Below are 22,695 nucleotides of genomic sequence, written 5' to 3'. Positions count from 1 at the left end.
GTCGTTAGAATGAAAACGCAAGGCCAAGGCGGTACGTCCGAGGGTTCAGGTAACGCGCCGGATTGTACGGGAACGGAGAGACCGGAGGCGTCAGGTCGGGATAGAGGGGATCGTTGACCTGCGGCGACGGGTACTGGGTCGGGTCGCCGTACTCGTACGCCTTTCCCGTAACCGGATTGATGATTTCGGAATTTTTCCGGTCGAGCAGATTCTGGACCTCCAGCGAGAAGGTAAGTTTCCCCACTCCGATGTCGAAATACTTTTCGAGGTTGAAGTCGATGTAGAACCAGGGCGCCGCCACCTGCGCATACGGGTTCTTGTAATCGGGAATGTACTCGGGACGCCCCGTTGACGCATCGTACCCGAAGAGAATCTGGCGGGTGTAGCGCTTCCCCGATTCGTAGAAGAGGCGGACAAAGGCGTTATAATCATCGAGGAATCCCCTGCCGAATCCGAACAGGGGGGAGTTCTTCCGGGAGGTGAAGTTCAGGTTGACGCCGAACTGGAGCGGCCGGTCGAACACAGCCGGAACCTCCCTGATATTTTCTTCGAGTCCCTGCTGGAGGTTGAAGAGCGCATCGTCTGCCTGCGAGCTCTTTCCCGTCGCGATCGAATACGAACCGGACGCCGTGCCCCTGAACCAGCTTCCGATCCTGGTCTTGTACTCCACTTCCACGCCGCGGATGCGGCTGTAGTCCAGATTCACGTAGGTGGTATAGGATCCGCCCGAGAAGCGGGACGATTGCACCTGGACGGTCCGGGCCGTGATGTAATCGAAAATATCCTTGTAGTACGCCGTGACCGTCAGGACGTCGCTTCCGCTTAACTGGTTGCGCAATCCGAGCTCGTAGGAAACCGTCGTTTCCGGGTTCAGGTCGGGGTTCCCGATCGTTTGAAACGATGAGGTTGCGCTCGTCGCCGCGAGCTTGGCATACACGAATTGCGGCCGGGGAAGCTTTGAAAAGTGGCCGTACGAAAAGAAGAGAGTCTGGTTATCCGACACCGGGTGGGAAATTCCGAGGCGGGGACTCAGCCGGCCCTTCCAGCGGCGCCCGAAGAGGTCGAAGGTGTCGTCGAGATAGGCGGTCCGTATCGCGTCCGAGATATTCGTCTGGGACGACGGAAGCCCGACGGTTTCGTCCACAAATTTCCCCGGGAACCAGTAATCGAACCGGAGGCCGAAGTTAATGATCATCCCCTTCAGGGAGAGGTTGTCCTGCGCGTAGAAGGCGCCCAACGCGGGATTCACCGTATAAATATCGTTATTCAAGCCGAGCGGCTTGAACCAGGGGTCCACGATATCGACCATCTGGATATTCTGGAAGCGCAGCTCGGCGCCCCCTTTGAATTTGTGCTTCTCCGTAAAATTGTTGGTGAGATCCCCCTTCCACGTGTATTCGACGAGGGAATGGTCCCTCCAGCGTGCGGCGTTTCCGATATCGTAAAAGCCGTCGCCCGGGATCACGCCGATCGTATCCCGATTCTGATTGTAATACGCGATCGGGAGCGTCACGATGTCCTTCGGTTCGCGGTACTGGTCGAAGTAGAGGCCGTTGGCGTCCCCGCGCACGTGCGCACTGTAACGGCTGAAGCGCAGCTCATAGAATGTCTTGGGGCTCAACGTGTGCGTCAGGGTGAAGGAATGCTGTATATTCCGTTGCGTGAAGGTGTTGGCGCTGTCGAGGATATTCTGGAACTCATACTGATAGCCGGGCAGCGGCTCGATGTGCTCCAGGGTCGCCTGGAACGTCTTCGAATCCTGGTCGATCGAGATAGATGTCGAATAGCTGTAGGCGAGCTTCAACGTCGAAACGGGTTTCCACGTCATCTTTGCGAGCCACGACCAGTTGTTGCTCCCCCGCGGCATCAGGAACGTGTTGCCGGGAAAGAGGGACGACCGGAGCTGGTTCGGGACGGCCACACGGTAGCCCGTCGGCTTTCCGTTTTCCAGCGTTTGCGTCCAGCGCAGGTAGCCGTCGGTGAGATTCGTATAGAAATTCCCGAAGAAACTGACGCTCCCGGGCACCTTCACGCCGAGCGCCGGGAGGATGGTCGTCGTCAGGGGCTCCGGGCCGCTGAGGCTCAGCTCGTAAATGTCCGTGTTTGAGTTCGAAAGGGAATTCCGGTTAAACCCGAAATGATCGCGTTTGTACCCCAGGGACCCCGTGTAATTCTGCGTCCCCTCCTTGGTGGTGATGTTCACGATCCCGGATGTGGCCTGCCCGTACTCCGCGTTGTATCCCCCGGTGATCACTTCGACTTCCTGGATCGACCCGGGGCTGAGCTGCAATCCGAAACCGGTGCCGCCGAGGGGATCCTGGACGGAAACGCCGTCGAGCAGGTACGCGTTCTCATAAGTCCTCCCGCCGCGGATGTGAATCTCGTTGTCCGCCTGCACGACTCCGGCCTGCATCGAGACGATATCCTGGACGCTTTGCACCGCCGAGGCCTTGATATCCTCGCTCTTGATCGAGCGGGATGTCTGCGTTTCTTCGAGGTTGAAGAGCGGTTTCTCTCCGATAATGACAACCTCCTGCCCGATGCTGAGCACCGTTTCTTCCATCTTGATTTCGAGGTTGATCTTTCCGCCACCCTCGACCTTTACATCCGTATATTCCACCGTCTTATACCCGAGGAGTGAGGCGTCAACGGTGTAGGATCCGGGACCGATGTTCGCGATGGCGAATTTTCCCTCGAGGTCGCTCACCGCGCCGTAGTAGGTCCCTTTCACGGAGATGTTCACGCTCGCCAGGGCCTCTCCCCCCTTCTGGTCGACGACCCTGCCGGTGATTGAGCCCTTCGACGAACTCTGCCCCCGGGCGGTCCCCGCGGCGGAGAACAGGATCAACGCAAGCATCATCAGTTTCATCTCATTCTCCAAACTCGTCATGAAGAACGTGCTGCAAAAATGGAATGGCGGTGCTTGGGCCGACGTTCTGCGCATCCAGCAGGTGAAGAGGCAGGCCGAGAAAGACGAAACTACGCTTCCCGTCGATCCCGATTCCGTCGATAACGCCGACGTTCAGGACTCCGGCGGGTTGCGTGACCCAGTCCGGGTCCGTACCGCCGCTCTGCGTGTGGACGATATACCCCGCCGTCGCGACGCACCAGCCCCGGAGCCCGTCGCTGAAATAGACTCCCCTGAGGTGTTGACCCAGCGTCGTGCCCGGAGGCACCGGCGGTGATGTCCAGGACGCTCCTCCGTCCTGCGTGCGGAAAAACGCTCCCGCAGTGCCGCAGACCCATCCGTTGTTTTGATCGATGAAATAGACGGATGTCAACTCGGCGCCCGTCGGAGGACCCTGGGGGTTCCACGAATCGCCCGCGTCGGTGGAGACGATCACGGTCCCGTTCGAGCCGGCGGCAAGGACCGTGGAGGGAGAGCTGAACCGTACCGAATTCAAACGGGCGGGAGTCGCCGGCGGAATCACCCGCCAGGATGCCCCGCCGTTCGTGGTCTTGATGACGGTCCCGCTATCCCCCACCGCGATTCCCGTTTGCTGGTTCGCGAAGGAGACCGCATGCAGGATCTTGCCCGTATGGGAATTTGAGGAAAACCAGGAGTTGCCCCTGTCGGTCGTCCGGATCAGGAGACCGTTCGTCCCCACAACTACTCCGTTGTCGTTGCCTGTGAACCAAATCCCGAGAAGGTTTTCGAGCGTGACGACCGAGATATTCGACCAGGTCGATCCGCCGTCGTTTGTCCTGAGGATCGCACCCCCGTCGCCGGCCGCCCACCCGTTGTTCGCGTCGATGAATTGCAGGGCGTTCAGGTTATCGTTGACCCCGCCCGTCTGGCGTTTCCAGGTCGCACCCTGGTCCGACGTATGCAACAGCGTCCCCTCCGTCCCGCAAGCCCAGAGATCCCCGCCGCTCCCTGAAATCGAAAGCAGATCGCTCAGGGTCGAAGAGTATGCGTAGCGCAGCGGGACCCGGGAGTCGGCCTGAATATGATAGATATATTGCGCGTCGGCGCGCTTGTAAATCGGCCGCATGAACACCGAATGGTTGGCGTTGCTCGGGAGCCTGATGTTAAACTGGAGAGGGGGAAAGATGTCAGCCGGGTTTGAAGAATCGGGGAAAAGCATATATCCCCCGGGGATGCGCGTGTCGCCCAGCGCGGGAAGCAGGCGGGTCGTGTTCAGGTTCACCGAGCTGATGCTGTCGAGCGGCGAGAAATCGGTGATGGCCCCGCGCGGATCGCTCGCAGTCGCGAAGAGGGTGCTGAAGATGACCTTCCCCCTGTGCGAGGCGTCGCGCACATACTCGAACAACGGGTATTGCGCGACGGCGAGGCTCGGCACCGGGTCGGTGTACCAGAGCACCACGTCGAAGAGGTGGAGCGTGTTCAGGAACGCCGGGTCGACGAACGGGGGCACGAGCCGGCCCACGTGGGAGTCGGTCTTCTGCTGGGCTGTCAGCCCCGCGCCGATGTTCAGAACTTCGAAGTCAGGATACCCGACCTGGGGCAGGATCCTCCGGTAGAATGCCAGAGCCGAATCGCGGTCGGGAGAGATATAGTCGTCGACGATGAGCAACCTGCCGCGGGGGTTTTTGACAAACCAGTGGCGGGTTGAGTCGGAGGGCATCACGGCGTTGGGGCTCACATCGCCGGCGACGTCCCTGGCGCGGACGAAGAACTTATTCAGGGTGTCGAGCTTCAGGTGGCCGATCGTGCCGAGCAGCCTGCGCGTCGTTGCGAAGGTTCCGCCCCAGACGTCCGCGGTGACTTCCTGGACTCCCGAGAGCCCGTCGCTCCTGTCGCGCGGAACGACAAGCGAAACGAGCCTGACATTCCCGGGCACGGAAATCCAGCGCGAGGAGTCCGAGGGGTCGTTGAGCGCGAGCTCGTAATTGGCGATCGTCTGATCCCCGTCGGGGTCCGACCCTACCCAGGCGAACGACGCCGCGGTAAACGTCGTCTCCGGCTGCTGCATGACGGAGCCCGGGTCGTTGGGGTTTTGCGCGTATACGAGCGAGGGAGGCTGGTTGAGGACGGGAATCCCGATCCCCGCACGGCCCGGATCGACGGCGCCAATTAATGCAGGGAGCTCGACATCGCCGGCATCGAACCGTCCGTTGTCATTCCGGTCCCAGAACGGAGTCCCGCTGTACGACGCGGCCGGGGTGCCCGCGGGGACAAAGCGGATCGTGGCATTATTTGGAAGAGACTGCCCGAGCGTATTGTCGACCGCGCGGACGGCGATCTGAAATGTGTCCCTGCGGACGAGGAGGGGGAATGCGATGACGGAATCGTTGGCGTCCGTCCAGTGCCAGGCGATGGTGTCCCGAACGGACTGCGCGGCCGCGGGGAGCCTGCCCGATGCGAAGAGGAACCCCTTGACGATACCGTCCGGGTCGCTGCCCCACCACCTGATGTGCTGGCTGCTGTGGCCTTCCGCAATCGTGGAGTCCGGGAAGAGCCAGAGATACGTCTTGGGGGGCTTGTTCGGGATCGCCTGCGAAGGGGTCTCTTTCTCACATCCTGATACCAGAAGCAACGCGAGGACGATCAGCAGTAGCAACTTCTTCATCGGCAGGCGGTCACTTGACAACCATGAACTTTCCCCGCTTGACCTGCCCTGTCCCGTCGTCACGGACCGTGAACAGATAGAGGCCGGTGGCGACCGCCTGGTCGTACCTCGTGATGAGGTCCCAGGCATGCTCGCCGCCCGCGAACTGCGCCTGCGTCGTCGGGTCGCCAAATTGACTGAACCAGCCGATCTGGTCCCCGCTGTTCGTCGCGGCGTCGTGCTCGAGGACCGTCACGACATCTCCGGCGAGGGTGTACACGGTGATCTCGCAACGCGCCGGAAGATTATAGAAATAGATCTTGCGCTGCCGTTCCCGGCCTCCGTCCCAGTAGGCGTTGACGTAGTACGGATTCGGGTAGACCCCGATTTCGGCCCCGGCATCCGATGTGGGGAGGGTCCCCGGTATCACACGGTGGAGGATTCTTGCGCTCTCGAGGCTCGGAACGTTGTTCAGGGAATCTCCCTGGTCGAACGCGGACACGGCGTAAATGTATTGCCAGCCGTTCAGGTGTTCGACGTTCACGCCCTTGGGCGGGAAGCGGTACCAGTACCGTACCGTGTCTCCGGCGAATACCTTCGCGGTGTCGAGGAGGATTTTTCCGAACCCGGTGTTATATCCCACATGATCGTCGCTCCGGTCGAACTCGCCGACGAGCGCAAGATTGACCGTGAAGTCTTCGTGGTTCTGAAAATCGTCTCCGGTATTGGAGCGGTAGATCCGGTAGCCCTCGAAGTCCTTTCTGCCGAGGATCGGATCGACCGATTCTTCGGACGATGACTTGTCCCAGTAGACAATCACGCTCTCGTTGGTGACTTCCGTCCGGACTTTCGGACGGCGGGGCGGGGTCGGCAGAAGGTACCGGGTGATTTTCCCGTCCGGGAGATATTGCAAACCGAGGACAGAATCGCGGCCGGCGATGTCCTCGCCGGGGTCGAGGCTGTCGTTTCCGTTGATGTCTTCCCCCTGGTACGACTGTTGCGCCCACCCTGAGTTGGTGTAGAGGTTTTGCCGCTGCAGTCTCGTGTCCTGGCTCGCGGGATTTGTCCCGAACTTCTTTGCGCAGACCACCGCGAAGACGACTTCCACGGAATCCCCCGGGTTCAAACGCGAGAAGGGGCCGGTCGAAAGAAGGTACGTCACGTTCTTCGGGAGGATGCGAAGCGGGTCGATATGGTCCTGGGGCATCGTCTGCGTCATCCGGCTATACCTGCTCAGGTACCGGTCCGAATTGTAATCGTCGGTCGGAGAGAGATAGATATTATCCCCGCTGCTCAACCGGAATTGCCATGCGTTGTAGTACGTATGGGCGCGAAGGTTACCGATCGAATCGACATGCGAGGGAAACGGCGTCGTTCCCAGGAGCTTCACCCCCACGTAGCTGTCGGCCGGGGGGCCTCCCGGTGCGCCGTTGAAGTCGAACGAATACGCCATCCTCTGGACCGAATCATACCCCTGGCCGGTGACGTCGAAGTAGCCGACCGTCCTCGGTTGCACATAGTTTGTGTTGCGCACGACTGCGTTGTCCCAGAGGCCGACATAGACGGAATCGAGCGTATCAGCGCCGGCATTGTAGATCTGATACCGGAGGATGACGAAGAAATCGGCGAAGGGGAAATTCCACGAGTAGCTTTCCTGATGGACCCTCAGCCCGAGCGGATTGTGATTCAGAATCGAATCGCCGGTCGAGGGAGAGCGTGTAAACATGTCGGTATAGTCGCAGATGAAATCCTGGTGGCTGACCGCGAGGGGCGAGAACTGGGAAGTGGCCGGCCGATCGTCCGAGAGTGCGGAGAGCTCCATGATCGAATCCGAAATCTCCGGGTTGAATTCGTAGTCGCCGCCGCTCACCGATGAAGTCGACGCGCGGTCTGTGGAGCCAGTCGATACCAGAATCTGGCCGTTTCTCGGATTTCCCGGGTCAACCGTCCTGACCACTCCGCCCACCCACAGCCCCCCCTGGTAGATATGCTCGATGCGCGAACCGCGCGGATATTCGCACGACGGTTGTTTCGGCCAGAAGGCGTTGCGGGTCCCGATGGTGCCGAAGTTCGTCACCGTCATGCCGATGTTTCCGACACTCGTGTATTTCCGGTCGATGAGCTCCGTCGTCTTTTGAAAGCCGTCGGGCTCACCCGCGGCAACTGAGGACAACCAGAGAAGAATAAACGCAATGAGGGGACGAAGTAAAAGTCCGGGGGCTTTCAGATTCAAATTACATACCAGAGTAGAACGTATCGAGAAGAGAGCCGAAGATTGGCCAACAATATAGAACTAAGTTTCTTTAAAATCAAACGGCCTCAGGCATTCGTAGTGACTCAATTTCAACTGCCGAACCAAACGCAGCCTGAAGGCTGCGCCTACCAAGTCCGAGGCATCGGTAGGCGCGACCTTCAGGTCGCGTGAATCAAAGAGGGAACTGAACCTGGCCACCACCCGGGCGTTTCTTCGCGCGGCTCCCCAAGCGTGCTCAGTCCGGGCCTCGCCCGGGACGAACCGCTGTTCCCGCCTTCTATTAGAAACTTCTAATAATTAATTCCTTGACAGTTTCGGGTGGAATCAGTACAATTAACGGTACGTAAAATAGATCCATCTTTACACCTGCCGGTGTTCAGTCCCTATCAACACTGGCAGAATGTAATGCAAACGCTCAGGCAAGCCCCCGACCTGGGCGTTTTGCTTTTTTACTTTCACCTGATTTTAGTGTATATTTTCTCCGTCGTACCAATCCCGGAAAGGTGCAGGAGCGGTTTAACTGGCACGCCTGGAAAGCGTGTGTACCTGAAAGGGTACCGAGAGTTCGAATCTCTCCCTTTCCGCTCGTTATGAACGCCCCAGGCCCGGCGTGCGCGGCCCCACGAAGCGGCATCCCGCCCAGGCGGATCCGGTCTCAGGCTCGGCGCATTCCCATCCATGTTTGCTTGACAATTCTCTGGACGCTTGCTGTTTCCGGACAATCGGGGAAGGTCTTCGTCGTGACGTTGGACGGCGCGATCAACCCGGCCTCCGCCGATTATCTCCATGAGGAACTTCAGCGCGCATCCGGCGCCGGGGCCGAGTGCCTCGTCGTCCAGCTCAACACCCCCGGCGGACTCCTGGCGTCGACGCGGGAGATTGTCTCCGACTTCCTCACCTCCGCCGTTCCAGTGGTAGTCTATGTGTCGCCGCAGGGCTCGCAGGCGGCCTCGGCCGGCGTCTTCGTCACTCTCGCGGCCAATCTGGCGGTCATGGCCCCCGGCACGAACATCGGCGCCGCGCACCCGGTGTCGCTCGGAGAGCAGATGGATTCTGTGATGGCGTCGAAGGTGACGAACGATGCCGCGGCCTTCATCAGGTCGATCAGCGAGAAACGCCACCGGAACGTCCGGTGGGCGGAAGACGCGGTCCGGCACAGCCTCTCCATCACGGAAACGGAGGCCCTCCGGCAGGATGTCATCGACACGATCGCCTCTTCCACGCGGGAGCTCCTCGAAAGGATCGACGGGAGAACGGTTCAAACCGCGGCCGGGAGCCGTGTCCTCAGCACCCGGAATGCGGCGGTCGTCGTCGTCGAAAAGTCGTTTCAGCAACGGCTCCTCGGCATCCTGAGCGATCCGAATATCGCCTATTTATTCATGATGCTCGGATTCTACGGCCTCCTCTTCGAGCTCTACAATCCCGGGGCGATCCTCCCCGGAATCGTCGGATTCATTTCGCTCGTCCTCGCCTTCTACTCGCTCCACACGTTGCCGGTGAATTATGCGGGCCTCGCGCTCATCCTGTTTTCGATCGTGCTCTTCGTCATCGAACTCAAAGTGCCCAGCCACGGGCTCCTGACCGCCGGGGGGATCGCATCGCTCCTGCTCGGTTCCATCATGCTCTTTCGAAGCGGCTCACCCCTCGATGTCGTCTCCCTCTCCTGGCAGGTCATACTGGCGTCTGTCCTGGTCACCTCGGCCTTCTTTCTGTTTGCCATCGGGATGGGGATCAGGGCGCAACGGCGGAAACCCCAGACCGGGGCCCAGGGGATCGTCGGGGAGACCGGGGAAGCGTTGACGGAACTGAATCCGGACGGCCGGATCAAGGTGCACGGCGAGATCTGGAACGCGACAAGCCTCGACGGGACGATTCACAAAGGCACCGCCGTCATTGTCGCGGAGGTGGAAAACCTGCGATTAAAAATCCGTCAACGTGTTTAACGTTCAGACCCGGAGGGTTCCATGGAAATGATTCCGATCGGCTCGGTCATCCTCGTGATTTTTGCGGTCATCGTCCTCAGCAATTCGATTCGCGTCTTGCGGGAATACGAGCGGGGGGTCATCTTCCGCCTCGGAAGACTCATCGCCGCGAAGGGTCCCGGGGTGATCTTCCTCATCCCGATCGTCGACAGGATCGTCAAGGTGAGCCTCCGGACGGTGGTGCTCGACGTCCCCACGCAGGACGTCATCACGCGCGACAACGTCTCCATCAAAGTAAACGCCGTCATCTACTTCAGGGTCGTACACCCGGAAAAAGCGATCGTGGAGGTGGAAAACTTCCTCTTCGCGACCTCGCAACTCTCCCAGACCACCCTCAGGAGCGTGCTGGGGCAGTCGGAAATGGACGAGCTGCTCGCGCAACGCGACAAGATCAACGCCAAGCTCCAGCAGATCATCGATGAGCACGCGGAGCCCTGGGGAATCAAGGTCTCCAATGTCGAAGTAAAACAAATCGATCTCCCAATCGAGATGCAGCGAGCCATGGCGAAACAGGCGGAGGCCGAACGCGAGCGCCGCGCGAAGGTCGTGCACGCCGAGGGCGAGTTCCAGGCAAGCCAGAAGCTCCTGGAGGCTGCGAATATCATCTCGATGAACCCCGTCTCGCTCCAATTGCGGTTTCTGCAGACGCTGACGGAGGTCGCCGTCGACAAGAATTCAACCATCCTCTTCCCCGTTCCGATCGATATTCTTGAGCCGTTCCTCGAGCGCAGCCGCAAAAAGTAACGCGCCGCCGGCGTACGATCCGGTCCTGTTCGGCCAGAACTCCGAAGAGGGGATTCTGGCGATCCAGCATTCCGGCGAGGGCACGATGCGGGTCTACCAGCGCCGGGCGGGCGAAGTGGTCCGGAAGGAATTGGAATTCTATCCCTTTTTCTTCCTGACGGATTCCTCCCTTCTGGAGGGGTTCTCCCGCAAGCACTGGATCAAGCGGCTCGACGGCCACAACGACTACCAGCACATCTGCGCCTTCACCCGCTGGTCCGAAATGTGGGAGGCGGTCAACCATCTTATCATGCGTTCCAACCAGCGATCGGGCACCGCCATCGCATCGTACGCGGACCTCCCCTCCCTCCACCTCCGTCCGGACCCCGTGTCGCAATTCCTGATGCAATCGGGCATGACGCTTTTCAAAGGCATGGAATTCGACGAGCTCCACCGGTTGCAACTCGACATCGAAACGTATTCGAGCCGCGGCTCGCAATTCAGCAACCCTGCCCGCCTCGAAGACCGGATCATCCTGATCGCCCTTTCCGACAACCGGGGTTGGGAAACGGTGCTGGGCGGGAGGAACAAATCGGAGAAGGAACTCCTCAAAGAAATGATCGACCTGATTCGCAGGATGGACCCGGACGTGATCGAGGGGCACAATATCTACAACTTCGACCTGCACTACATCGTGGCGAGGTGCAAGCTCCACGGGATCGAGTGTGCGATCGGACGGGACGGCACGCCGGTCCGTTCGTACGATTCGCGCACCGCGTTCGCCGAGCGGGCGGTGGAGTACGTCTCCTGGGAGATCGCCGGGCGCCACATTATCGACACCTGGCTCCTCGTCCAGGCCTACGACGTTTCGAAACGAAATCTCGAGAGCTACGGGCTGAAATATGCGGCCCGGCATTTCGGCTTCGCGCGGGAAGGCCGCGTCCTGGTCGAGCCGGGCAGGATCTCATGGACCTGGGACCATGAACCCGAGACGCTCATGCGGTACGCCCTCGACGACGTCACCGAAACCCGTCTGCTTGCCGGGCTCCTTTCCCCGACCTATTTTTACCTGTCGAGCATGATCCCGTTCAATTACGGGACGGTCGCCCGGATCGGTTCTGCCGCCAAGATCGAGTCTCTTCTACTCAGGGAGTACGTTCGGCAAAAACACTCCGTGCCGAGGCCGGCTCCGGGAATCCAGACCGGCGGGGGCTACACGGACATATTCCATACGGGCATCCTGGGGCCGGTTGTCGATGCCGATATCGAGTCGCTCTACCCCTCCCTCATGCTTGCCGACGGGATCGGGCCCCGGTCGGAGCCCCTCGGCGTGTTCCACCGCCTCCTCGAGCGTCTCACGGAGATGAGGCTCAACACAAAGCGGAAAATGGAGGCCGCAGGGGAAACCGGGCTCAGGACGAAGCTCGACGCGATGCAATCCTCCTTCAAGATCCTCATTAACTCGTTCTACGGATACCTCGGATACACGCACGCGCTGTTCAGCGACCCCGACGCCGCGGATCGCGTCACGGAAAACGGCCAGCGCCTCCTGCGCCAGCTGATCGCCGCGATCTCGGAGCTCGGGGGAACGGTGATCATGGTCGACACGGACGGGATCTTCTTCGTCCCTCCTCCCGATGCGCGGGACGACGACGGTATCAAGCGGCTGATCGGCCACATCGCGCGGCCGCTGCCCAGGCGGATCCGGCTGGCGATCAACGGGAAGTACCCGCTGATCCTGAGCTACAAAAAGAAGAACTATGCGCTTCTCCGCCAGGACGGGGGGGTTCGGATCAAAGGGTCTTCGCTGAATTCGAGGAGCGCGGAGCGGTTCGGGCGGAGGTATCTCCGGGGATGCATCGAGTGCCTCCTCCGGCGGGACATCGACGGACTCCACCGGCTCTACGGAAAGTACCACGCCGAACTCACCGGCCATAAGATGAGGGTGGAGGATTTTTCGCGCTCGGAAGTGCTGAAGGAAAGCCTTGAAGAGTACACCGCGGCGGTTGCCGCCGGGAAGCGAAACCGGGCTGCGAGTTATGAAGTCGCCGCCCACTCCGGGCTCCGGTGGAAACGGGGGGATCAGGTCTCGTTCTATCTGACGGGTGAGGACCTCCGCGCGAAGGGGTTCGAGCACGCGAAGCTCGCCGAAGAATGGGATCCGAACTTCCCGGATGAAAACACCCGGTACTACGTGAGGCGCCTCGACGAGTTCTCGAAAAAATTCGACCTTTTCTTCAGTTCGACCGATTTCGGGAAGATCTTCTCGGTTGACGACCTGTTCCCCTTCTCGGCGGAGGGAATCGAGATACTCACGAAGCCTGTTCCGTCCGGAGAAAAGGATAAAGAAGCCGAGGAAACCGAAACACCCGCTTCCGGGCCCACCATTTGGCTCGACGAGAGCTGAGTCGCCGCCCCCCCCTAGGCGGGCCGGTGCGCCTTCATCCACTCCCTGACGTAGCCGATGATGTCGATCGTGGAGGCTCCCGGAGTGAAGAGTTCCCCCACCCCCATCCGCTTCAACTCCTTGATATCCTGGTCGGGGATGATTCCGCCCCCGAACAGGAGCACGTTCTCGAGTTGGTGCTGCTTCATCAACGCCAGAATCCTCGGGATGATCGTCATGTGCGCCCCGCTCAGAAGGCTCACTCCGATCGCATCGACATCCTCCTGCAGGGCCGCTTCGACCACCATCTCCGGGCTCTTCCGCAAGCCCGTGTAGATCACTTCCATTCCCGCGTCACGCAGCGCCGCCGCGATGACTTTTGCTCCCCTGTCATGGCCGTCGAGGCCGACCTTCGCGATCAAGATCCTGATTTTCTTTTCCATGAAGTCCCTAGAGGTTCCCGAGTTGTTTCTGAAAATCCCGCAAGGTGACGTAGAGCCGCGTCAGCGGAAGGCCCACAACGTTATAGAAACATCCTTCCACCCGTTCCACAAACACGGCTCCACGATCATCCTGAATGCCGTACGCTCCCGCCTTGTCCATCGGAGAACCGGCAGAGACGTACTCCCCGATTTCATCCGCAGAGAGCGTGCGGAACGTGACCCGGGTGAGCTCAACGCCGGCCGCGCGCTTGTTCGTCGGCCTGTCAAGAAGCGCGAATCCGGTAAGCACCTCATGCGTCTTCCCGCTGAGGAGCCGCAGCATCCGGGACGCATCTTCCGGACTCCCAGGCTTTCCAAGCACCGTGCCGTCGATGACCACGACAGTGTCCGCCCCGAGGATGATCGCGTCCGCGTAAGCGGGCGCGACCGCCGATGCCTTTTGTTCCGCAAGTGACGCGACGGCCGCCCGCGGGTCCGCGCCCGGAGGGAAGACCTCGTCGATTCCGCTCTCCCGCACTTCGAACTCCCATCCGATCTGCCGCAAGAGATGCTGCCGGCGGGGCGAGCGCGAAGCCAGAATCAGTTTCCGGTCAGGCCGCATGAGGAGGCCGGAGCTTCACAAAAACAAAAAAGAGCGACTCGGATAATTCGCTCTCGATCGAAACAATCACCGACATGTGGGAGGGTTCTTCAATAACGGAACATCGCCTTGATGCTTCCCCACGTCCTCCGGACACCGGAAACGGTGTGTGAAACGGGGAGGTCGATCGAATAGACCGGCGTCGCGCCGTTCGAGAAGTACACCTTCACCCGGTAATGGTAGATTGTCGCCGTTTTTCTGAAGACAGAGCGGTCGACATACTCGTAGAGTGAAGGGCCTTTCGGATCGAGGGAGGCGACGGTCGCATAGGCGTCGTCGTTGTCGGTCCGCCGCTCAATTTCAAACCGGGCTACGTTCGATTCATCTTCCGTCACCCAGCGGATCGTGATGTTGATGCCGTCGCTGCTTGCCTGGAGGGAGGTGGACTTGATGATTTCGGAGTGAGCAACACTCCAAAGGGTGAGGAGTAACGAGAATGCAGTTAAGATTGTTCTCATCGCGACACCGCTAAGATACGGTTCCAAACTGCAAAAGTCAAGCCCCGAACGTTAAAATCCGGGCCCATTCCGGGGTTGATTCTGGTGCGCGAGGCGAGACTTGAACTCGCATGCCCTTCCGGGCGCCACCCCCTCAAGATGGTGTGTCTGCCAGTTCCACCACTCGCGCAAGTGGTGGAATCTACGACAATTTCTGACGAAATTCAAGGGAAAGCTGCAACGATCGACGGGGCGGAAATAACAGGAGGAGAACAGCCTATGCTCTGTCCTCCTCCGCTTGTATCCTCCATCCACCCATCCACAAAACAGAAAGGAGGAATACGAACTCGCAATTGACGGGAATTGATGGCCAACCCCCCCTCATCCTGCACTCCGGGAGCGCGATCCACTCCCCTTCACCATCGCGCCCGGTACAATACAATAGGGTGAATATACGACTCTCCCCCTCTCTTTTATAGTTAAATTTCTCTAATGTTTGTTAGAAATGCACCGGGGGCCTTATCGGTGACCGCGCTCACGCGATTGCAGGCTCTGAGGGGGCGCCATGGCGGACCGGCGTGACGACGCACACCGCGCAAACGCCCCGGTTTCGTACATTCCATTCGGACGGGAGCCCGCCACAGTGGCGGCGGGCCGTGATTGTCCGTACATTGAACGGTCATCCATCAGGAGTGAGCCGGACGCGTGGAACGTAGAATGAATAGAATTTCAATATGAACGGCAGGCCCCAGCCTCCCGCACCCTCGAGCCCGCATGTCGTTGACATCCAGCGCAGGCGGAGGTCGGAAGCATTCAATCAGCGACTGCGGATCGCCGACAGGTTTATCCTCGACCGGCAGTTCGATAAGGCCTGGTTGGAGCTCGCAGAGGCGGCAAAGTTGGAGCCGAACCATCCGATGCTCGATACGTTCAAAGAGCGTCTCGAATGCTGCCAGAAAAAGGATTCTCCCGCCCCGGCGGATTCCACCAACGACGTGGCGGCGACCGACGCGACTCCGTCGCCGGTCCAACCTTCTCCCGAACCCGCATCCGCCCCTCTCCCCGCCGAGGCGATCGCCGCGATAGAACGGCGCGTGAAAGAGGAGGATGAATTCCTGGCCGAGCAGGAGCGGCGTTCATGGAAGGAACGGGAGCGCTTGCTCCAGGAGGAATGCGACCGTAAACTGGCGGAGGCGCGGGCGGCGGCAGAGTTCGCCCTCAGCCAGGAACAGGCGAAAATCACGGCGCTCGAAGCCGAACGGAAGAGGCTTCAGGAAGAATCAGAAAGCAGGATCCGCGAAGGAGAACAAAAGAGCGCAGAGCTGCGCGCACAACTCGATCTGGAGATCGGGCGTCTCAAGCAGGAGCTTCATGCGAACATGGAGCTTCTGGGCGCGAAGGTTCCCGAAGCGAAAGCAGAGTGTGTCTCCCTCTTCCGCCGAAGGATGGGAGAATTGTGCCCGGGCGGCGTGCCGTCGGCCGAGGACGAAAACACATTGGCGAAGTTGCAGGCGCTGCTTGAATTGTCCCGCGAAGAGCGCCTTGCCGCCGAATCCGATCTGCGGCTCAAGCTCTACGCGGAGCAGGTGGAGAAATCAACCCTTTCTGGTGAAATGAATCTTGCCGACACCGGCGCCCTCGAGCGGCTCAAGGAGCGGTTCAGGATTACACCCGAGGAATCGAAGCGGGTGGAGCCTTCGATTCTGTCGAGCCTGCAGCGCCATGTGACAAAGGGACGGATTCTCCTCGTCGATGACGACCCGACCATCCTGAGCTCCCTCGGAGGCATCCTGACTGCGCACGGCTTCCAGGTGATCCTCGCCCCCGACGTCGCGACCGCGATGGAGCGGGTGCAGTCGAGTCCGATCGACTTCATCCTGAGCGACATCACGTTTAAAGTGGGCGACCTCGACGGGTTCAAATTTTTCAAGTCCGTCATGGAACAGCCCCAATTGCGAAACACCCCGTTCGTGTTTATCAGCGGACTTCAGGACAACGTCATCATACAGTCCGGGCTGCAACTGGGCGCGGACGACTATCTGACGAAGCCCGTCGAGCCCGACCTCCTTATAGGCCTCATCGAAGGAAAGTTGAAGCGTTACCGGTCTTTCCAGACCGCGTAAGATCCCGCCCGACCCGATCTCGGAGTTGCGATTGCGGACAGTGACTGTCCGTTAACGGACACTCCACTCCCGCGTCACCCTATTTCCGCCCCTCGCCTGCGGCATTCACCGTGGCATGAAGATTGCAAGCATCATGCACATCAAACCATGAAGACCCTCCGATGATCCGTCACCAAACCGAGCCGATGGACAGGCCGCTGGACCCGGCGTTCGTACGACACCGCGCCAGGAAACGTATCACGCAGGCGGTGATCGCCCTTGCGGCTCTCACCGGAGCCTTTCTCCTCCTCTCCGCATGGATCACCCCGTCGATCCCGAGGAATGACCTGCGGACGGCTGTCGTGGACTCCGGCCTCGTGGAAGCATCCATCTCGGCAAGCGGGACGGTCGTCCCAAGGTTTGAGGAAGCGATTTCGAGCCCCGCGAACACACGCGTGCTTCAGGTCTTGAGGCGGCCCGGTGAGCACCTCGCGAAAGGCGATCAGTTCCTCCTTCTCGACATCAGCGAATCAAAACTTGCCCTCGACCGGGTCCGGAACGACCTCGCGTTGAACGCAAACCATGCCGCGCAATTGAAGCTCGACCAGCAACATGCCATGGCCGATCTGAAGAGCCAGCTCAGGATCAAGGACCTCCGGCTCACCTACCTGAAATCGAAGTCGGTCCAGGAGGAAAAGATGTACGCCATCGGCGCAAGCTCGAAGGACCAGCTCGAGCAATCAAAGCTCGAGGAGGAGATCGCCCGCACCGAACAGGCCGGTCTGGAGCAATCGATCAGGAACACCGACCAATCGCTCACCAACCAGTTGCAGGCAATTTCAACTGCAATCGCCACGCTGAAAAAAGAGGAGGCTGACATTCAGCGCCAGCTCGACATCCTCTCCTGCCGGGCTCCGAGGGACGGGGTCCTGACCATGGTCGCACAAGAGGTTGGATCGACCATCCGGAGCGGCGAAATTCTTGCGAGACTCTCGGACCTTAACGCCTACCGCGTGGACGCCGAAATTTCCGACATCCACGCCGGGACGCTTGCGAAGGGGCAGCGCGCACATGTCGCCTGGAATGGCGGGACATTGGAGGGTGAAGTATCGGACATCGATCCGACCATCGAGAACGGCACGATTCGGTTTTCAATCTCTCTGAACGAGAAATCGGACTCCCGCCTCCGCTCGAAGCTTCGCGTGGACGTCGCGGTGGTGACGGCCTATTCAGGGATCTCCCTCCGGCTGGCAAAAGGACCCTATCTGACGGGCCGGGGCCCTCAGGAAGTATTTGTGGTCCGCGGAGATCGCGCGATCCGGACCACGGCTACGATCGGCGTGGCGGGGTTCGATTACGTGCAGGTTCTCGGGGGATTGAGAAAAGGGGACGAAGTGGTCATCTCCGAAATGAAAGACTACATCACCGTAAAAGAAATCCGGCTCAAGTAGAAACCCGGGCAATTCATCATTCTTTGACTCAACAACCGAACGAAGGGAATCCGTATGCTGACGCTTCAACAGATCGAGAAAGTCTATCGCACCGAACGGGTAGAAACAGTGGCGTTGCACAACATCAACCTGGATATCGCCGAGGGCGAGTTCGTTTCGATCATGGGCCCGTCCGGGTCCGGTAAGAGTACGCTGCTGAATATCATGGGCCTGCTCGACGTCTCAACCGGCGGGCGGCTCATCCTGGGGGGCAAAGAGGTGACCTCCTTCGGCGACCGCGATCTCGCGCGACTCAGAAACTCCCAGTTCGGATTTGTTTTCCAGACGTTTCACCTGATTCATGACCTGAGCGTCGTCGATAATGTGGAAATTCCGCTCCTCTATCGCAGGCTTTCGGGCTCCGAGCGCCGCAAGCAGGCTCTTCAGGCGCTCGACCGGGTGGGGCTCACCTCCCGGGTCCATCATTTTCCCTCCCAGCTTTCCGGCGGGCAGCAGCAGCGCGTCGCCATCGCCCGCGCCATCGTCGGCAAACCGAGCGTCCTTCTGACGGACGAGCCGACCGGCAACCTCGACAGCCAGATGGGGGATGAAATCATGAACATCCTCCTCGACCTCAACAACCAGGAGAAGACCACGGTCGTCATGGTAACCCACGACCCAAGGATGGCGGAAAAAACGGAGCGAACCATCCGTCTCTTCGACGGCCGGCAGGTTAACTAAGCCGGCGCCCACGGACTCAATCCAAAGGAGAAGGCATGCTGAAAAACTATCTCAAGATCGCCATCAAAGTACTGCGGCGCCGCAAATTTTTCACCTTTATCAGCCTCTTCGCTATCAGCCTGACGCTCGTCGTGCTGATGGTGGCGACTGCGGTCCTCGACATCGCCTTTTCGCCGATGCCGCCGGAGGTGAAACAGGACCGGACGCTCCTCGTCGAGCGGGCGAAGATGTCGGGTTCGCAGGAGGTCCAAATCGGCAATCCCGGGTACAAACTGCTCGACAAGTATATGCGCACTTTGCCCGGGGTTGAACTGACTTCGATTGCATCGGAGCAGCGGATCGTTTCTTCGTACAAGGACGGATACGATCTCAAACCGTACCTCAAGCGGACGGACGGCGAATTCTGGAAGATTCTTGAATTCACGTTTCTCGAGGGGGCCCCCTACACGCCCGACGACGAGAAGAATGCCAACTTTGTCGCCGTCATCAACCAGGCGACGAAGGAAAAACTCTTCGGGAACGGGCCGGCGGTCGGAAAATTCCTCGAAGCAGACCGCCAGCGTTTCCGGGTGGTGGGAGTCGTCGCGAACGTCCCGATCTACCGGAAGGTCCCTTTTTCCGACATCTGGGTTCCCCTGAGCACGACCCCCGACCCGGAGTACAAGCAGCAGCTCCTGTTCGACTGCATCGGGCTCATCCTCGCTTTCGATGCGTCGGACTTCGCCCGGATCAAGGGCGAATTCACCTCCCGCATGAAGCAGGTGGAACTTCCATCGACGCGCTATGAAAAGATCGAATCCGAGCCCGGGACTGAGTTCGACGGAGCCGCACGGGAGATGTTTTCGAACAGCGGGGGGCACGAGCGCGCGATACTCACCGTGGCTCTCTTCCTCGCGGCGTTTCTCTTCATGCTTCTCCCCACCGTCAATCTGGTGAATATCAACATCAGCAGAATCATCGAGCGCGCATCGGAGATCGGGGTCCGCAAGTCCTTCGGCGCGTCCTCCGCAACTCTCGTGGGACAATTCCTCGTGGAGAATATCCTGCTCACGTTCATTGGCGGGGTCATCGGATTCATCCTTTCGATCGTCATCCTGTCGATGCTGGGCGATAGCGGGCTCTTCCAGTATTCGGATTTCCACCTCAACGTCAGGCTCTTCTTTTACGCGCTCGGAAGCATCCTTTGCTTCGGGGTCATCTCGGGAGTCTATCCCGCGTGGAAGATGGCCCGGATGCATCCCGTGAATGCCCTGAAAGGAGCAATGCGATGATACGCCACCTCTTAAAAATGGTCTGGAACAGAAAACGGGTGAACGGACTCCTGATGATCGAGATATTCGTCTCGTTCATCGTCCTCTTTGTCGTTCTCACGGGGGCCACCTACTACGTGACCAACTACCGCAAGCCGCTCGGATACGCGATCGACCGCGTCTGGACCGTCCAGGTGCATTCCCGGCTCCCGCGAAAGGGATTCAACGCGGTGCTCGGCGAGGGTCTCCGAAAGCTCCGGGTGGTGATGCGGGACCAGCCGGAAATCGAATCGGTCGGCTGGATGTCGGCCGCGCCCTACGCCAACTCCACCTCGATCCATTCGACCAAGTTTAACGGTGTGCCCGTTGAAGCCGAGGTCAACAACGCTTCCGATGCGATCCGGCAGGTCCTGGGTGTGCCGATGACCGCGGGCAGATGGTTTACCGAGGAAGACAACGCCTCGAACTTCGACCCCGTTGTCGTCAACGAGGAGCTTGCACATACGTTATACGGCGCGGAAAACCCCCTCGGCAAACAATCGCTCGATTCGAACTCCCGAATCGTCGGAGTGATGAAAGATTTCCGGAAGGACGGAGAGCTCTCCGGTACGGTGAACTATCAGATCTCCCGCTTCAGGCTGGAGGATACGACCGATCTCCGTTACGGCGGGTTCGTGATCAAACTCCGGGAAGGGACCACCGCCGCATTCCAGGGGCGCCTCATCAGCGTGCTGGAATCGGTTCAGAAGGGTTGGTCGTTCGACATCGAAACACTCTCGGCCGCCCGCGAATCGAATCTCAAGGTGCGCCTTGCCCCGCTGATTACAGGAGGAGTGATCGCAGTCTTCCTCCTCGCCATGGTCGCACTCGGGCTCGTCGGCGTGCTGTGGCAGAATGTCTCCCAGCGCACTAAAGAGATCGGACTCCGGCGCGCGCTCGGCGGCACCGCGAGCAACGTCTCCCGGCAGATCCACGGAGAGCAGGTGGTGATCACGACACTCGGCGTCGCCGCAGGAACGATCCTGATGATGCAGCTCCCGCTGCTGGATCTCATCGGGTTTATCACTCCCGGAGTGTACCTGACTTCCCTTGCGCTCTCGCTTGGGATCATGTACGGCACCACATACCTCTGCAGCCTCTTTCCGGGATGGCTCGCGATGGCGGTCCAGCCCGCCGACGCGCTCCATTACGAGTGACTTATTGCCTCACGTAAGTTTCTATTCGAAACCTGATTCGTTGACTCATGTAAGTTTCTATTCGAAATCTGTGTGTGAACAGGGTGAACGGTGGAGGCCGCGAATGTGAGTATTGCGATATTTTTCTTCTGAATCAAGGCTTGGTCTCCTCGATTTGTGGAGGTGTGGAGGGGACGGAACAGGTCTTGGATTTGCCTCTGAGCTTGGAATGTCTCCAGGGATGGTTTGGTTGTGCGTAGCCGCCTTTGTTAATCTGAGGTGGTGGTGGAGCTGGTCTGGCGAGCGCCGAATTGAACAATCGAGCCTGGAGGTGATTGAGCTCCCGCTTGAGCTGGACGAGGTCGAGTGAGCGATACTGGTCACGGAGAGCCTGCTTGATGTCATCAGAAATCGATGGATGTTCCAGGAGCCGGCGATACGGTGTTTGAGGAGCGTCGTACCGTCGGGTGACACGGCTGCCGGTGCGGACCTTCTCCTTGAGCTTCATGACGGGTTGGAAGAAGTTAATATACAGCCGTAGAAGGGCGTAGAGCCCTTGGAGGAGCTCGAGTTGCTCCTGTGTATCATAGCGGTAGTAGGCGACGGTCCTGCGGACGACAGAGTAGTTTTTTTGTTCGACGAAGCAGTTGTCGTTCTTACGGTACGCACGGGATCGAGTAAAGGTGATCCGCTCGTCAATGCAGTACCTGTAGAGCTGGTTGTTGATGAACTCACCGCCATTGTCGGAGTCGATCCCGAGCAAGGGAAAGGGGAGCTCGTTGCGGACGTCCTTGAGAGCGGTAAAAACATGGCATTGGGCCTTGTTTTTGACGACCCGTGGTTCAGTCCAGCCAGTGGCCACATCGGTGACGGTGAGGGTCTGAGCGAAGTCCCCGAAGGCTACGCCGCCGTCGTGCGCCACCAGGTCGACCTCGCAGAAGCCGGGCGTCTGTTCGTTCCAGTCGGCAAAGGTCCTGACGGCAATGTGGTGCTTCAGAAGCGTTCCGGGGCGGGTTGTGGAACGCCCCTTTAATGCAACTCGCGTCCTTGTCGCCGTAAGATGCCGATCGACTGTGGCAGGACTAACCCTGAGAAGGGCTTCACGCGTGGCTTGATCAGGTAGCTTGATCGATCCTCGCTGTTCCAACTCTGGAAGGGTCTCCCGGATAAAGGCAACCAGACGTTTGCCGCAGAGCCCGTCGGAGAGGGCCCAGAGGAACTTCAAGGCATCGAAGAACCCGGGCTGGTAATAAACCTGAGAGCGGTTCCTTCGCGCTCCCGGAGCCCGGGCGTGCCCCGGGATAAAGACGACTCGTTTGCCGCCGATGACCAGGATCCGCTCAGAGCCACAGTGGCGCAACGCATAGGCCGCATAGCAGCGAGTATACCCGGTGATCTCCACACAGCGGTCGAGGATACGGCCCCGTTCCTTCTTGGCCGCGTGCTGGAACTTAGGGGCCAGCTCCCGGATGATGGAATGCTTCTCACGCATAGTAAGTCCCATGGGATCGACCTCTCGGAATGGTTACCAAAAGGTCGAAAATCTCCACTGATTTTGGAATAGAAATATACGTGAGGCAACAACCCCATTTGGAATAGATCTTTAGTGAGTCAAATCG

15 protein-coding genes and 2 tRNA genes are annotated in these 22,695 nt (G+C 59.5%); 9 read left to right on the top strand and 8 right to left on the bottom strand.

Features of this window, described 5'->3' with window-relative positions:
* Window positions 1-4: 4 nt before the first annotated feature.
* From VI215_06405 to VI215_06395, 3 genes are read right to left on the bottom strand one after another with little or no spacing between them, the layout of a single operon-like run.
* Entirely contained in the window at window positions 5-2,869 is a 2,865-nt protein-coding gene (locus VI215_06405; protein ID HEY6191944.1) for a TonB-dependent receptor, read from the bottom strand.
* Window position 2,870: 1 nt separating this feature from the next.
* Window positions 2,871-5,534 (bottom strand): YCF48-related protein, encoded by a 2,664-nt coding sequence (locus tag VI215_06400; protein ID HEY6191943.1) that lies wholly within the window; start codon window positions 5,532-5,534, stop codon window positions 2,871-2,873.
* 10 nt (window positions 5,535-5,544) lie between these two features.
* Window positions 5,545-7,746: a hypothetical protein gene (locus VI215_06395; protein ID HEY6191942.1), complete on the bottom strand. Its 2,202-nt coding sequence runs from the start codon at window positions 7,744-7,746 to the stop codon at window positions 5,545-5,547.
* 518 nt (window positions 7,747-8,264) lie between these two features.
* Between VI215_06395 and VI215_06390 the strand changes: the two genes are divergently transcribed.
* The 4 genes from VI215_06390 to VI215_06375 all read left to right on the top strand — a co-directional run bounded on the left by VI215_06390 (window position 8,265) and on the right by VI215_06375 (window position 12,879).
* Window positions 8,265-8,351, top strand: a tRNA-Ser gene (locus VI215_06390).
* 102 nt (window positions 8,352-8,453) lie between these two features.
* Window positions 8,454-9,710, top strand: coding sequence for a nodulation protein NfeD (locus VI215_06385; GenBank protein HEY6191941.1), 1,257 nt, complete (start codon window positions 8,454-8,456; stop codon window positions 9,708-9,710).
* Window positions 9,711-9,731: 21 nt separating this feature from the next.
* Window positions 9,732-10,493, top strand: coding sequence for a slipin family protein (locus VI215_06380; protein HEY6191940.1), 762 nt, complete (start codon window positions 9,732-9,734; stop codon window positions 10,491-10,493).
* Window positions 10,459-12,879 (top strand): DNA polymerase domain-containing protein, encoded by a 2,421-nt coding sequence (locus VI215_06375; protein ID HEY6191939.1) that lies wholly within the window; start codon window positions 10,459-10,461, stop codon window positions 12,877-12,879. The genes VI215_06380 and VI215_06375 overlap by 35 nt, the downstream gene beginning before the upstream one ends.
* 14 nt (window positions 12,880-12,893) lie before the next feature.
* Here VI215_06375 and VI215_06370 read toward each other — a convergent pair whose 3' ends face one another.
* The 4 genes from VI215_06370 to VI215_06355 all read right to left on the bottom strand — a co-directional run bounded on the left by VI215_06370 (window position 12,894) and on the right by VI215_06355 (window position 14,568).
* Window positions 12,894-13,301, bottom strand: coding sequence for a cobalamin B12-binding domain-containing protein (locus tag VI215_06370; protein ID HEY6191938.1), 408 nt, complete (start codon window positions 13,299-13,301; stop codon window positions 12,894-12,896).
* Window positions 13,302-13,308: 7 nt separating this feature from the next.
* A complete protein-coding gene (locus tag VI215_06365) occupies window positions 13,309-13,902 on the bottom strand; it encodes a Maf family protein (protein HEY6191937.1) in 594 nt (197 codons plus the stop codon).
* Window positions 13,903-13,991: 89 nt separating this feature from the next.
* Window positions 13,992-14,399 (bottom strand): hypothetical protein, encoded by a 408-nt coding sequence (locus VI215_06360; protein ID HEY6191936.1) that lies wholly within the window; start codon window positions 14,397-14,399, stop codon window positions 13,992-13,994.
* Between the two features lie 82 nt (window positions 14,400-14,481).
* Window positions 14,482-14,568, bottom strand: a tRNA-Leu gene (locus VI215_06355).
* Window positions 14,569-15,112: 544 nt separating this feature from the next.
* Between VI215_06355 and VI215_06350 the strand changes: the two genes are divergently transcribed.
* From VI215_06350 to VI215_06330, 5 genes are all read left to right on the top strand, one after another.
* Window positions 15,113-16,501 carry a response regulator gene (locus VI215_06350; GenBank protein HEY6191935.1) on the top strand — a complete coding sequence of 463 codons (1,389 nt, stop codon included), beginning with the start codon at window positions 15,113-15,115 and terminating at the stop codon, window positions 16,499-16,501.
* Between the two features lie 161 nt (window positions 16,502-16,662).
* The gene (locus VI215_06345; GenBank protein HEY6191934.1) at window positions 16,663-17,931 is read left to right on the top strand and encodes an HlyD family efflux transporter periplasmic adaptor subunit; all 1,269 of its coding nucleotides are present in this window, start codon (window positions 16,663-16,665) and stop codon (window positions 17,929-17,931) included.
* A gap of 54 nt (window positions 17,932-17,985) precedes the next feature.
* On the top strand, window positions 17,986-18,651 hold the full coding sequence (locus VI215_06340; GenBank protein ID HEY6191933.1) for an ABC transporter ATP-binding protein: 666 nt from the start codon (window positions 17,986-17,988) through the stop codon (window positions 18,649-18,651).
* Window positions 18,652-18,686: 35 nt separating this feature from the next.
* Complete coding sequence (locus VI215_06335; protein HEY6191932.1) at window positions 18,687-19,922, top strand: FtsX-like permease family protein; 1,236 nt, start codon at window positions 18,687-18,689, stop codon at window positions 19,920-19,922.
* Window positions 19,919-21,097 (top strand): ABC transporter permease, encoded by a 1,179-nt coding sequence (locus VI215_06330; protein ID HEY6191931.1) that lies wholly within the window; start codon window positions 19,919-19,921, stop codon window positions 21,095-21,097. The genes VI215_06335 and VI215_06330 overlap by 4 nt, the downstream gene beginning before the upstream one ends.
* Before the next feature lie 133 nt (window positions 21,098-21,230).
* On the opposite strand, the gene VI215_06325 is transcribed toward VI215_06330, so the two are convergent.
* Window positions 21,231-22,580 (bottom strand): transposase family protein, encoded by a 1,350-nt coding sequence (locus tag VI215_06325; protein HEY6191930.1) that lies wholly within the window; start codon window positions 22,578-22,580, stop codon window positions 21,231-21,233.
* Window positions 22,581-22,695 lie beyond the last annotated feature (115 nt).

The organism is Bacteroidota bacterium (assembly GCA_036522515.1).
Classification (GTDB): domain Bacteria; phylum Bacteroidota; class Ignavibacteria; order UBA10030; family SZUA-254; genus VBOC01.
The sequence above is the reverse complement of the archived record's forward strand: the minus strand, read 5'-3'. Positions and strand labels throughout refer to the sequence as shown.